The 11,818-nt window shown below is 72.5% G+C and carries 12 protein-coding genes; 10 read left to right on the top strand and 2 right to left on the bottom strand.

What is annotated here, in order from left to right; all coding sequences use genetic code 11:
• Nucleotides 1-58 precede the first annotated feature (58 nt).
• On the top strand, nt 59-685 hold the full coding sequence (locus tag AB0B33_RS32780; protein ID WP_360778862.1) for a thioesterase domain-containing protein: 627 nt from the start codon (nt 59-61) through the stop codon (nt 683-685).
• Here the strand turns inward: AB0B33_RS32780 and AB0B33_RS32775 are convergent.
• Nucleotides 622-1,050, bottom strand: a complete 429-nt coding sequence (locus AB0B33_RS32775; protein ID WP_360778859.1) for a hypothetical protein — start codon at nt 1,048-1,050, stop codon at nt 622-624. The genes AB0B33_RS32780 and AB0B33_RS32775 overlap by 64 nt on opposite strands.
• A gap of 109 nt (nt 1,051-1,159) precedes the next feature.
• On the opposite strand from AB0B33_RS32775, the gene AB0B33_RS32770 reads away from it, so the two are divergent.
• Nucleotides 1,160-2,410 (top strand): MFS transporter, encoded by a 1,251-nt coding sequence (locus AB0B33_RS32770; protein WP_360778856.1) that lies wholly within the window; start codon nt 1,160-1,162, stop codon nt 2,408-2,410.
• Here the strand turns inward: AB0B33_RS32770 and AB0B33_RS32765 are convergent.
• Nucleotides 2,373-3,287 (bottom strand): hypothetical protein, encoded by a 915-nt coding sequence (locus tag AB0B33_RS32765; RefSeq protein ID WP_360778853.1) that lies wholly within the window; start codon nt 3,285-3,287, stop codon nt 2,373-2,375. The two genes, AB0B33_RS32770 and AB0B33_RS32765, sit on opposite strands and share 38 nt — an antisense overlap.
• 300 nt (nt 3,288-3,587) lie before the next feature.
• Here AB0B33_RS32765 and AB0B33_RS32760 point away from each other — a divergent pair, with 300 nt between their 5' ends.
• The 8 genes from AB0B33_RS32760 to AB0B33_RS32725 all read left to right on the top strand — a co-directional run bounded on the left by AB0B33_RS32760 (nt 3,588) and on the right by AB0B33_RS32725 (nt 11,524).
• Complete coding sequence (locus AB0B33_RS32760; RefSeq protein ID WP_360779249.1) at nt 3,588-4,568, top strand: ABC transporter substrate-binding protein; 981 nt, start codon at nt 3,588-3,590, stop codon at nt 4,566-4,568.
• Between the two features lie 577 nt (nt 4,569-5,145).
• Nucleotides 5,146-5,967: an ABC transporter ATP-binding protein gene (locus tag AB0B33_RS32755; RefSeq protein WP_360778850.1), complete on the top strand. Its 822-nt coding sequence runs from the start codon at nt 5,146-5,148 to the stop codon at nt 5,965-5,967.
• On the top strand, nt 5,960-6,667 hold the full coding sequence (locus AB0B33_RS32750; RefSeq protein ID WP_360778847.1) for an ABC transporter ATP-binding protein: 708 nt from the start codon (nt 5,960-5,962) through the stop codon (nt 6,665-6,667). The genes AB0B33_RS32755 and AB0B33_RS32750 overlap by 8 nt, the downstream gene beginning before the upstream one ends.
• Nucleotides 6,668-6,696: 29 nt before the next feature.
• Nucleotides 6,697-7,548, top strand: a complete 852-nt coding sequence (locus tag AB0B33_RS32745) for a branched-chain amino acid ABC transporter permease (RefSeq protein WP_247014088.1) — start codon at nt 6,697-6,699, stop codon at nt 7,546-7,548.
• A complete protein-coding gene (locus tag AB0B33_RS32740) occupies nt 7,545-8,621 on the top strand; it encodes a branched-chain amino acid ABC transporter permease (RefSeq protein WP_360778843.1) in 1,077 nt (358 codons plus the stop codon). Before AB0B33_RS32745 ends, AB0B33_RS32740 begins: the two co-directional genes overlap by 4 nt.
• Nucleotides 8,608-9,921, top strand: coding sequence for an ABC transporter substrate-binding protein (locus AB0B33_RS32735; RefSeq protein WP_360778840.1), 1,314 nt, complete (start codon nt 8,608-8,610; stop codon nt 9,919-9,921). Before AB0B33_RS32740 ends, AB0B33_RS32735 begins: the two co-directional genes overlap by 14 nt.
• Before the next feature lie 60 nt (nt 9,922-9,981).
• On the top strand, nt 9,982-10,548 hold the full coding sequence (locus AB0B33_RS32730; protein WP_360778837.1) for a TetR/AcrR family transcriptional regulator: 567 nt from the start codon (nt 9,982-9,984) through the stop codon (nt 10,546-10,548).
• Between the two features lie 22 nt (nt 10,549-10,570).
• Entirely contained in the window at nt 10,571-11,524 is a 954-nt protein-coding gene (locus tag AB0B33_RS32725; RefSeq protein ID WP_360778834.1) for a helix-turn-helix domain-containing protein, read from the top strand.
• Nucleotides 11,525-11,818 lie beyond the last annotated feature (294 nt).

Here is an 11,818-nt window from a genome sequence, read left to right as displayed (position 1 = left end):
GGGGCCGGCCTGCTTTTGGCCGGCTGGGAAACCGGACACGCCGGAAGGGAGGCCACGGGTGGACACCGATGATCCGGAACGCTTGCTGTTCGTCTGTTTCCCGGACGCCGGCGAAGCCGCCGGGCGCTACCGGGCCTGGCGCGACCCGCGGATCGCGGTGCAGGTCGTCGAGCTGCCCGGGCGGGGCGAGCGCCACGACGAGCACCCGTACCGGGACATGTGGCTGCTCGTCGAGTCGCTGTCCGCGGAGCTGGCCGGGGTGCTCGCCGGGGCGCACGTGCTGTTCGGGGCCGGGCTCGGCGCGCTGGTCGCCTACCGGCTGGCGCAGCGGCGGGTGGCCGCGGGACTGGGGGTCCCGCGGGCACTCGTCGTCGCGCACCAGGCGCCGCCGGACCGGGCCGCGCGGGCGGTGCCCGAGCAGGCGGCCCGCGCCGACGTGAGCCTGCTGGTCAGCGACGCGCACGTGCCGGCGGCGCCCCCGCTGCCGTGCCCGATCCGCGGGTTCGGCGAACCGCACGTGATGACCGGCTGGGGCGAGCACACGAGCGCCGGGTTCGTGCTGACCCCGGCGCGGGCCCAGGACAGCGCCGCGCTGCTGCGTGACGCCGTCCTGCGCTCGGCCTACCTGATCTCCGCCCTGGCCGTGCAGGGGCTCGCGCCGCCGTCGAACGCGACGGAGGCGTAGCTCGGGACGTCCTGCGGGACCTTGACGTCGTCGGGCAGGTGGACGCTGAGCTTCGTGCCCGCCGTGCCGGTGAACGTCCCGGTGTAGACGGACGTGGTGGTGCCCGCGCTGGCGTAGGAGACGTCGAGGGTGAACGTCGCCGAGTCGCCGATGTACGGGCCGCCGCCGATGGTGGCGACGCCCGGGTGGTACTCGGTCGTGCCGACCGGCTGGTACGTGACCGAGACGGTGCCGCGGAACGGGCCCGCGGTGCAGCTCGCCGCCACCACCTGGGCGCCGGTTCCGGCCGCTTCGGCGGGGGGTGCGAGGACGACCGCCCCCAGGACGGCCGTGCCGATGACGGCGTGGATTGCACCGGCTTTCATGGTGACTCCTCTTGCGTTCGGGGTGCGGCCGATGCTGCCCGACGCGACTTTCAAACCACTTCCCCGGATCGCGCCCGGCAGACGTATAAGCGCTGTTACGATTCGGCCCGTGCTTCGCTCCTTGGTCGACGTCACCCCGCTGCGCGCGTCGCCCGCGTTCCGCCGGCTCTGGCTGGGCCGGGTGTTCTCCGGCTTCGGCGCCCAGATGACGCTGGTCGCCGTGATGTTCCAGGTCTGGGAGCAGACCGGGAGCACCGTCTGGACCGGCGCGGTCGGGCTCGCGCAGGCCCTGCCCGTCATCGTGTTCGGCCTGTTCGCCGGGACGCTCGTGGACCGCGTCGACCGCCGGAAGTTCGCCATCGTCATGACGGCGGGGCAGGCCGGCTGCTCGGTGCTGCTGGCCGTGCAGGGGTTCGTGGGCGGGGTGCCGGTGCTCGGGGTGCTGGGGCTGGTGGCCGTCCAGTCCTGCTTCGTCGCCGGCGGCGGCCCGGCCGGGCGCACGTTCATCCCCCGGCTGCTGCCGCCGGAGCAACTACCCGCGGGGCTCGCGCTGAACCGGATCGCCTTCCAGGGCTCGATGCTGCTCGGCCCGGCGCTCGGCGGCCTCCTGCTCGGCTGGCTCGGCGTCGGCGGCTGCTACGTCGTCGACGCCCTCACGTTCGGCCTGGCGTTCTACGGCCTCTTCGGCCTCCCGGCGATGCGGCCCGACGGCGAGCTGTCGCGCCCGGGCCTGCGCGGCGTGCTCGACGGGCTGGCGTTCCTGGTGCGGACCCCGGTCGTGCGCGGGGCGCTGCTCACCGACCTCGCCGCGACCGTCCTGTCCATGCCGATCAGCCTGTTCCCGCTGGTCAACGAGGAGCACTTCGGCGGCAACCCGCGCACGCTCGGTTTGTTCCTGTCGGCCATCGCGGTCGGCGGCGTGGTGGCGTCGGTGTTCTCGGGGGCGTTCACCCGGCTCCCGCGGCCGGGCTGGGTGATGCTCGCGGGCTCCGCCGCGTGGGGCGTCGCGCTGACGGCGTTCGGGCTGGCGCCGGGTCCGTGGCTCGGACTGGCGTGCCTGGTGCTGGCGGGCGCGGCGGACACGGTTTCGGTGGTCTCCCGCGGCGCGCTGGTCCAGCTCAACACCCCCGACGCGCTGCTCGGCCGGGTGGCGGCGGCGGAGCAGATCGTCGGGCAGGCGGGTCCGGACGTCGGCAACCTGCGCGGCGGCCTGGTGGCCGGCGCGACGTCGGGGACGTTCGCACTGGTCAGCGGCGGCCTGCTGTGCGTGGCGGCGGTGGTGGCCGTCGGCGCCGGCACGCCGGGGCTGCGCCGGTTCGCGGTCAAGGCAGCTTCAGCGACAGCACGTCCGGGATCGTGACCACGCTGCCGTAGGTGTTCGCGCTCCCGCCGATCGCCAGGATCCGGTGCGCCGACGCCGCCGCGCACACCAGCGACGCCCGGCCGTGGGGGAGCAGCGTGCCCAGCAGCAGCCAGTAACCCGTGCCGGCGTCGAAGACCTCGGCCGTGCGGTCGCGGGCCGTCGGGTCCCCGACGGGGGCGGGACCGCCGCCGGTGACCACGATCCGGTTGCCCACCACGGCTGCGCCGGGCGCGCCGCGGCGCTTGTGCATCGGGGCCACGGCTTCCCAGCGGTCGGCTTCCGGGCAATAGCGCTCGATCGAGGCGAGCGCGTCCTGGTTCCGGCTCGGCAGGCCGCCGATCGCGTACAGGTGCGTCGCGGTGGCCACGAGCCGGAACCGCGCCCGCGGGGTCGGCATCGGCGCCACCGGCACCCAGTGCGGGCGGGGGCAGGCCGGGTCCAGCACGTGGACGGCGTCGGTGGCGTGCTCCGCCGGATCGGCGTCCCCGACCACGCCGCCCGCGACGTACAGCCGGCCGTCCAGCCCGGCGGCCGAAGCGGCGGCCAGCGGGACGGGCAGCGCGGGCGCCGGACCCCACTCGTCGCGTTCGGGGTCGTAGCGGTCGACGGCGTCCAGCGCGCTGCCGCCGGGGCCGGTTCCGCCTGCGGCGTAGACGATCCCGGCCACGACCCCGGCCGCGAAGGTCCCCCGTGCGACGGGCATCGGGCTGACGTAGTGCCACTCCCCGTCGCCGCGGGCGTGGCGGGTCTCGACCGAGCTGTAGCCGACTTCGCCGTCGGTGCCGCCGAGGACGAAGAGGTCGTCCCCGACGACCGCCACCTCGTGGCCGAACCGGGGTGAGAGCAGCGGCGGCCGGTACTTCCATTCGTTCATCGTTTCCACCCTCTTTTGCCGCCCAGAGTCTCCGCGGTGATCCGCTTCGTTACGGCGTCCGCGATTTACGCCTTCGGAGCAGTACCGGTGACGATCATCCGTCCCAGTGCGCTCGGCCGGATGGCGGACGACGATCACGCTGTGTGCGAGCTCCTCGTTGGTTTGTTTCCGCACGTGATCACCGCGGTCGCAATTCTCGGCAACGTGATTGCGGGCGCGGAAATCGTCATCTACAGTCCGCGGACCACGGCTTTACGAGCCGGATTCCCCACGCACGAGGATTCATTCCCGAGGAGTGCCATGCCCAGACGCGCCTCGACCCGCCGGTTCGCCGTGCTCGCCGTCGCCGCCGCCCTGCTGCTGAGCGGGTGCAGCCAGCTCGGCGGGACGAAGACCGGCGGCGGCGTCGAAAAACCGTCCATCCGGGTCGCGATCCTCACCACCGTCGACCTCGCCACGCTGTGGCTGGCGCAGGAAGGCGGCTACTTCAAGGCCGAAGGCCTCGAGGTGCAGACCGACATCGGCGCCAGCGGCCAGGACACGCTGACCCGCATGGTGGATGGCAAGGACGACCTCGCACTCTCGACGTACACCCTGTTCTTCCTGGCCAAGAGCAGCGGCACGGCGGACCTGAAGCTGATCTCCGACGCCACCTCGGCGAGCCCGCGCAGCAACGAAGTCGTCACGGTCCCGAACTCCCCGGTGAAGACGGTCAACGACCTGAGCGGCAAGCGGATCGCGATCAGCTCGAAGAACGCGGCTTCCGACGTCCTGACCCGCTCGGTGATGCGCGACCACGGCATCGACGCGGACAAGGTGACGTGGGTCCCGATGCCCCTGCCGGAGATGGGCGCGGCACTGGCCCAGGGCCGCGTCGACGCCGCCTACCAGCCGGAACCGTTCCTGACGCAGGCCGCCAAGACGGCCGGCGCATACCCGGTGATCGACGCGGCGAGCGGAAGTACGCAGGCGTTCCCTCTCACTGGTTACGGCGCTACGGCCAAGTGGGCCAGGGATCACCCGAAGACCTTGGCGGCGTTCCAGCGGGCGATGCTCAACGCCACGCGTGCGGCGGTGGACCGGGCGCGGGTGGAGCCGTTGGTGGTGCGGAACGCGCGGGTGGACCAGGACATCGCGAGCCTGATGGTGATGCCGGCGTTCGGGTCCACGTTGGACGCCCGGCGCATCCAGCGGGTGCCGGACCTGTTGCAGCAGCTGGGTGTGGTGCAGACGAAGATCGACGCTTCTTCGATGATCGCTCCGCAGGCCAGTACCGGCTGAGGCCGGCGAGCTTGGGAGGGCGGGTGCGCTGAGGCGTGCCCGCCCTTCGTCGTGCCGCCGCCCGCCGCGAGCTGCCGCCCGCCGCTAGCTGTCCTGCCTGCCTGCCTGCCAGTTTTCGCGCTCGCCCCCGCCCGCCCGCCTGCCTGCCAGCTGGTGCCCTGCGGACAGCCGCCTGCCAGCCACCGCCCCGGCGGCGGGCCGCCTGACCGGCCCCGGCCGCTCAGGCGGCCGGGGCGGGGCCGCGAGTCTCCGGCGCCGGGCGGCCGGTGGTGGAGAACCAGCGGGAGCGGCCACAGGTGCTGCGAGTGACTCATTCGCGGCCTCAGTGATCCCGAATGAGTCATTCGCGCCCCCCGGCGACCCGGCACCTCAGACCGAACCCGCGCGCCGCCCCGACTTCACCCGTGCTCCCGTTACTCCCCGGTACCGAATACCACTAAGCGCGCGCTTTGTGAAAATTTCCGGAGCGCCCGGTTTCGGTGATTCGCACCTTGACTTCACCGCCGCTGCCCTCCACCCTCTTCATACCGACCGCGCGGTACGGCCTGGTCCACATGGTGAGACGGGAGAGTCATCGATGACACTTCTTGGCGAGGCGGGTTCCGGCGAGGCGCTGCCCGGCGAGGACCTCCTCGTGGTCGACGGCCTCACCGTGCGCTTCGGCGGGCTCACCGCGTTGCGCGACGTCCGGCTGAGTGTCGACGCCGGGACCGTCGTCGGGGTCATCGGGCCGAACGGCGCGGGCAAGACGACGCTCTTCAACGTCGTCTGCGGGTTCGTGCGGCCGCAGGCGGGGCGCGTGCTGTGGCGCGGGCAGCCGCTGGTCCGGCACCGCCCGGAACACCTGGCGGGCCTCGGGATCGTGCGGACCCTGCAGGGGCTCGGGCTCTTCCCGGGGCTGACGGTGCTGGAGAACGTGATGGCCGGCGCGGGCCGGCACGCTCGCACCGGGGTGCTCCCCGCGCTCGTCGGGGCCGGGCGGTCCGCGCGCGACGAAGCCGGCCTCGCCGGGCGGGCGCGGGCGACCCTCGGGGAACTGGGCATCGCCGACCTCGCCGACCGGCTTCCCGGCGTTCTGCCCTACGGGGTGCGAAAACGCGTCGCACTCGCCAGGGCGCTCGTCGCCGAACCCGACCTGCTCCTGCTCGACGAACCCGCGAGCGGGCTCTCGGCCGCCGAACTCGTCGAGCTTTCCACGCTGATCCTCTCGCTGCGGCGGCACATGGCCGTCGTGCTCGTCGAACACCACATGGACCTGGTCATGCAGGTCTGCGACCGCGTCGTGGTGCTGAACTTCGGCGAAGTGATCGCGGCGGGCACCCCGGCCGAGATCCAGGCCGACCCCCGCGTGGCCGAGGCCTACCTCGGCGACCCCGCCGAGGAGGCGCCCGGTGCTTGAGATCGACGGCCTTTCCGTGGCCTACGGCGCCGTCGACGCGCTCGACGGCGTCGGCCTCACCGTCGAGCGGGGCGGGATCACCGCCGTGCTCGGGGCGAACGGCGCCGGCAAGACCACGTTGCTGCGCACGATCAGCGGACTGCAGCCCGCCCGCGCCGGCCGGATCTCCTGGAACGGCGAGGAACTCACCGGCCGGGCGCCGGACCGGATCGCCCGCGGCGGGGTCGCGCACGTGCCCGAAGGCGGCGGCGTGATCACCGAGCTGACCGTCGACGAGAACCTCCGGCTGGGTGCGCTGTGGCGGCGGGACCGCGCCGATCGCGCGGCCGCGCGCGACGAGGTCTACGAGCTCTTCCCGCCGCTGCGGGAACGTTCGGCGAAACCCGCCTCGACGCTGTCCGGCGGCGAACGGCAGATGCTCGCCATCGGCCGCGCGCTGATGAGCAGGCCCGGGCTCCTGCTGCTGGACGAGCCGTCGCTGGGGCTCGCGCCGCTGATCACCGCGCGGATCATGGGGATCCTGCGGGACCTGCGGGCCTCGACCGGGCTGACCGTCGTGCTCGTCGAGCAGAACGCGCACAGCGCGCTGTCCATCGCCGACCGCGGGTACGTCCTCGCGCTCGGCCGGGTCGTGGCCGTCGACACCGCGGCGGAACTCCTGGCCGACGACGGCCTCCGCCACGCCTACCTCGGCTTCTGAGCGTCCACAATGGAGGTGAACGGTCCGGTATGCAGGACTTCTTCGATCTGACCCTCGGCGGGATCTCGGCCGGCGCGGTGTACGCGGCGCTCGGGCTCGCACTGGTCATCATCTACCGGGCCACCCGGGTGGTGAACTTCGCGCAACCCGCCCTCGCCCTGATTTCGACGTACCTCGCGTACTCGGTGACCAAGGCGACGGGCAGCTACTGGCTCGGCTTCGCCGTCGCGATCGTCGCCGGGACCGTGCTCGGCGTCGCCACCGAACGGCTGCTGATCCGGCCGCTGCGGCACCGCTCCGAGCTGAGCTCGATCATCGTCACGCTCGGGCTTTTGCTGGTGCTGCAGGCGATCGCGGGCATGATCTGGTCCAACGAGCCGCTGGCGTTCCCCTACGCCTTCGACTTCCGCGGCCGGTTCTCCGCCAACGACCTGTTCGTCGTGCTGATCGTGCTCGCCATCGCCGCGCTCGTGCTCGTCGTGTTCAAGTACACGCCGCTGGGGTTGCGGATGCGGGCGGCCGCGTTCGCGCCGGACGTCGCCCGCACCCTCGGCGTGCGGGTCGGGCTGATGCTCACCGTCGGCTGGGGCATGGCGGCGGCGGTCGGCTCGCTGGCCGGATTGCTCGCCACGCCACCGTTCCTCTTCCCGAACGTGCTGGACGGCGTCTTCGTCTACGCGCTCACCGCGGCGGTGCTCGGCGGTCTCGACAATCCGCTGGGCACCATCGCGGGCGGGTTCGTCCTCGGCGTCGGACTGTCCTATGTGTCCGGCTACCTGGGACCGGAGATGGTGACCATCGCCGCGCTGGCGATCCTGGTGATCGTGCTTTCCGTGCGCCCGAGCGGGTTGTTCGGCCGGGCGAAGGCGAGGCGGGTATGAGCGTGCGCACCAGTCTTCCCCGGACCACCGCGCCCGCCGTGCGGAAGAAGCGCACGCTGCCGCCGCTGGTCCGCCACGTCCTCTTCGCGCTGGCGGCCTTCGCCGTCGTCGTCGTGCTGACGCTGGTGACCGACGAGTTCACCAACCTGCGGATCGCGACGATCGGCTACTACCTGATCGCGGTGGCCGGGCTGACGCTGCTGACCGGCCTCACCGGCCAGGTTTCGCTGGGGCACGGCGCGTTCATGTTCATCGGCGCGTACACGGTGGCGCTGCTGGTGAACAAGGTGCCGTCGTTCCCGCTGTGGGCCGACCTGCTGCTGGCCAGCGCGGCCGGCGGGCTCGCCGGGCTGCTGGCCGGGGCCGCCGCGGCCCGGCTGCGCGGGCCGTACCTCGCCGGCGCGACGCTCGCGCTGGCCGTCGGCCTGCCCGCGCTGACCCGCAAGTTCCCGGACTTCCTGGGCGGCAGCAACGGGTTGAGCTTCACCGTCCACAGCAGACCGTCCGGAGTGGTCGGTCTGGTGCCGGAACTGCGCTGGCAGACCTGGATCGTCTGGCTCAGCGTGCTCATCGCGCTGGTGCTGGTGGTCAACATCGTCCGCGGCCGGCTCGGGCGCGACTTCCGCGCGGTCCGCGACGACGAGGTCGCCGCGTCGCTGAGCGGGATCGCCGTCGGGCGCACCAAGATCCTCGCGTTCCTGGTCAGCGCGGTGTGCGGCGGCCTCGCCGGTGGCCTGCAGGCGTTCCTGCTCGGCACCGCCGCGCCGGGGTCGTTCACGCCCGCGTTGTCGCTGAGCCTGCTGGCGGCCGTGGTGCTGGGCGGGCTCGGGTCCCTGTGGGGCGCGCTGTGGGGCGCGGTCGCGCTCGTGTACTTCCAGGCCTGGTCCGAGGACCTCGCCGACGTGCTGCACCTGAACACCGACGTCGCCAACAACCTCCCGCTCGCGGTGTACGGCGTGATCCTCATCGTCGTCGTGCTCGCCTTCCCGCGCGGCATCCAGGGCGGTTTCCAGCGGCTCCGCACACTCCTCCGCAAGCCCGCCGAAAAGAAGGAGAACCATGAGAACCACTAGGTACGGCGCGGGTTTCCTCGCCCTCGCCTTGGCGCTGACCGCGTGCGGCGGCGCGGGGGAGAGCGACGGCGGCGGCCAGCAGGCCGCGGACTCGGCCGTCGGCGTCACCAAGGACAGCGTCGTGATCGGCACGCACCAGCCGCTGACCGGGCCGGCCGCGCCGGGGTACAGCAAGATCTCCGTCGGCGCCCGCGCGGTCTACCAGGCGATCAACGACGGCGGCGGGATCAACGGCCGGAAGATCGACTACAAGGTCGAGGACGACGGCTACAACCCGACGAAGACCGTCGAGGTGGTGAAGAAGCTCGTCCTGCAGGACAAGGTGTTCGCGATCGTCGGCGGGCTGGGCACGCCGACGCACTCCAAGGTCGTCGACTACCTCAACGCCGAGGGCGTGCCGGACCTGCTCGTGTCGTCGGGCGCGCTGGCCTGGGACAACCCGCAGAAGGCGCCGATGACCTTCGGGTACCAGGTGGACTACACGCGCGAGGGCAAGATCCAGGGCCAGTACATCAAGAACACCTTCGCGGGCAAGAAGGTCGGCTACTTCACGCAGAACGACGACGTCGGCCGCGACACGCAGGCCGGGCTGGACCAGTTCGTCAAGGAGCAGACCGTCGTCCGCCAGGGCTACGACAGCGCGAACACCGATGTCACGCCGCAGCTTTCCGCGTTGAAGGCGGCGGGCGCCGAGGTCGTCGTCTGCGCGTGCATCCCGGCGTTCACCGCGCTGTCGATCCTGGCCGCGGCGAAGATCGGCTACCGGCCGCAGTTCGTGGTCAGCAGCATCGGCGCGGACCCGGCGACGCTTTCCGGGCTGCTGCAGGACTTCGCCAAGCGCGGCGGCGCCAGCGTCTCCAGCGGGCAGCTGCTGGCCGGCCTGATCGGCACCGGCTACCTGCCGGACGTCGCCCAGACGTCGGACCCGTGGGTCGCCTACTTCAAGGGCCTCCACGACAAGTACATCCCGAAGGAGCCGTTCACGAACACCGTGCTGTTCGGCATGGTGCAGGCTTACACGTTCGGGCAGGCGCTCAAGGCCGCCGGGCCGGACCCGACGCGGCAGAAGCTCGTCGACGCGATGAGCTCCGGGTCGCTCAAGGGCCCGGGCCTGACGCCGTTCGGGTTCTCGAAGGAATCGCACGCGGGGTACACCGGCGCGTACGTCTTCAAGATCAACCCGGACACCACGACGGCGATCATCCAGCCACCCTCCGTCACCGACCGGGGTACCGGGGCCATCACGGCGTACACCGGTGAACGCGCCACCCCGGAGCAGGTGAACCTGCTGAGCAAGTGAGGAACGGGCCGGTTCGCGGCGGTGCCGCGGGCCGGCCCCCCGCTCACATAGGGTGGCGACATGACGGTCAGGGAGAAGGTCGTGCGGGCGGCGGTCCGGCTGTTCGCCGAGAAGGGCTTCGAGGCGACGACGGTCCGCGAGATCGTCGAAGCCGCCGGCGTCACCAAGGGTGGTCTCTACCACTACTTCGAGTCCAAGGACGACCTGCTCTTCGAGATCTACGTGGCGATGCTGCGGATGCAGACGCGGCGGATGGTGACGATCGCGGAGTCGGACCTGCCGCTGCCGGAGCGACTGCACGCCATCATCGTCGACGTCGTCGTGACGAGCATCGCCGACCTGGACGCGGCGACCGTGTTCTTCCAGTCGTTCCCCCTGCTGGAGAAGTCCAAGCAGGTCCAGGTGCGCGCCGAGCGGCGCACCTACCACGAGCGCGTGCGCGACCTGGTCGCCGAAGGGCAGCGGACCGGTACCTTCCGCGCCGACGTCCCGGCCGACCTGGTGATCAACTACCACTTCGGCGCCATCCACCGGCTCGGCATGTGGTACCACGCCGACGGCGAGCTGTCGGGGGAGCAGGTGGGCGAGCACTTCGCGAACCTGATGCTGGGCAGCCTTCGTCCTTAGTGGACGATCTATCGTGGGGACCATGCACATCGTGGCGGTCCTCGCGCTGGACCAGGTCGTCCCGTTCGACCTGGCGACCCCCATCGAGACCTTCTCGCGAACCCGGCTCCTCGACGGCTCGCCCGCCTACGAGGTCCGGATCTGCGCCCCGGCACCGGAGGTGGACGCGGGCGCGTTCACGCTGCGGCCGCCGTGGGACCTGACCGGGCTGGCGAACGCGGACACGATCATCGTCCCGGGCCGCTCGGCGAACCCGCCGGTCCCGGCCCCGGTGGTAGCGGCGCTGCGCGCGGCGGCCGAGCGGGGCGCGCGGATCGCGTCGATCTGCTCGGGCGCGTTCATCCTGGCGGAGACGGGCCTGCTGGACGGCCTGCGCGCGACGACCCACTGGGCGGCGGCCCCCGAGCTGGCCCGCCTGCACCCGGCGGTCGAGGTCGACCCGGACGTGCTGTACGTGGACAACGGCCGGATCCTGAGCTCGGCGGGCGCGGCGGCGGGCCTCGACCTGTGCCTCCACCTGGTCCGCCGCGACCACGGTTCGGCGGTGGCGGCCGCCGCGGCCCGGATGTCGGTGATGCCGCTGGAACGGGAGGGCGGGCAGGCCCAGTTCATCGTCCACGACACCCCGCCGGCCCCGCGCGGGTCCGAGCTGGAGCCGCTGCTGGCGTGGCTGGAGGAGAACTGCGCGGCGGAGCTGACGCTGCCGGGCATCGCGGGGCACGCGGGGATGAGCACGCGCACGCTCAACCGCCGGTTCCGCGAGCAGACGGGCACGACCCCGCTGCAGTGGCTGCTGCGCGCCCGGGTGCGGCGGGCACAGCACCTGCTGGAGGCGACGGGCGAGCCGGTGGACCGGATCGCGGGGCAAGTGGGGTTCGGGTCGCCGACGGCGTTCCGGGAGCGGTTCAAGCGGGTGGTGGGGAGGAGCCCGCAGGCGTACCGGGCGAGTTTCCGCGCGGCGGGGGCGGGCGGCTGATTTCGGGTGGCGGCGGGTTCCGGCTGCGGTCAGGCGGGTGGAGTCCGCAGGCGTTCGGGGACGGGCGTTCGGGCGGCGGCTGACTTCGGGTGGCGGCGTGCCGGCTGCGGTTCGAGCGGCCGGTGGGGTGGAGTCCGTAGGTGTTCGGGGTGAGTTTTCGGGCGGCGGTGGGTGACTTCGGGTGGTGGCGTGCCGGCTGCGGCCGGTGGGGTGGAGTCCGTAGGTGTTCGGGGTGAGTTTTCGGGCGGCGGCGGGTGACTTCGGGTGGTGGCGTGCCGGCTGCGGCCGGTGGGG

The organism is Amycolatopsis sp. NPDC049159 (assembly GCF_040648295.1).
In the GTDB taxonomy this organism is placed as follows: Bacteria; Actinomycetota; Actinomycetes; order Mycobacteriales; family Pseudonocardiaceae; genus Amycolatopsis; species Amycolatopsis pretoriensis_A.
This window is presented reverse-complemented; position numbering and strand designations above follow the sequence as displayed.

Coding starts and splice junctions, on each gene's coding strand:
- AB0B33_RS32775 (WP_360778859.1), bottom strand. CDS start 1,050: ATGAAAGCCGGTGCAATCCACGCCGTCATCGGCACGGCCGTCCTGGGG.
- AB0B33_RS32765 (WP_360778853.1), bottom strand. CDS start 3,287: ATGAACGAATGGAAGTACCGGCCGCCGCTGCTCTCACCCCGGTTCGGC.
- AB0B33_RS32760 (WP_360779249.1), top strand. CDS start 3,588: ATGCCCAGACGCGCCTCGACCCGCCGGTTCGCCGTGCTCGCCGTCGCC.
- AB0B33_RS32755 (WP_360778850.1), top strand. CDS start 5,146: ATGACACTTCTTGGCGAGGCGGGTTCCGGCGAGGCGCTGCCCGGCGAG.
- AB0B33_RS32745 (WP_247014088.1), top strand. CDS start 6,697: ATGCAGGACTTCTTCGATCTGACCCTCGGCGGGATCTCGGCCGGCGCG.
- AB0B33_RS32740 (WP_360778843.1), top strand. CDS start 7,545: ATGAGCGTGCGCACCAGTCTTCCCCGGACCACCGCGCCCGCCGTGCGG.
- AB0B33_RS32735 (WP_360778840.1), top strand. CDS start 8,608: ATGAGAACCACTAGGTACGGCGCGGGTTTCCTCGCCCTCGCCTTGGCG.
- AB0B33_RS32730 (WP_360778837.1), top strand. CDS start 9,982: ATGACGGTCAGGGAGAAGGTCGTGCGGGCGGCGGTCCGGCTGTTCGCC.
- AB0B33_RS32725 (WP_360778834.1), top strand. CDS start 10,571: ATGCACATCGTGGCGGTCCTCGCGCTGGACCAGGTCGTCCCGTTCGAC.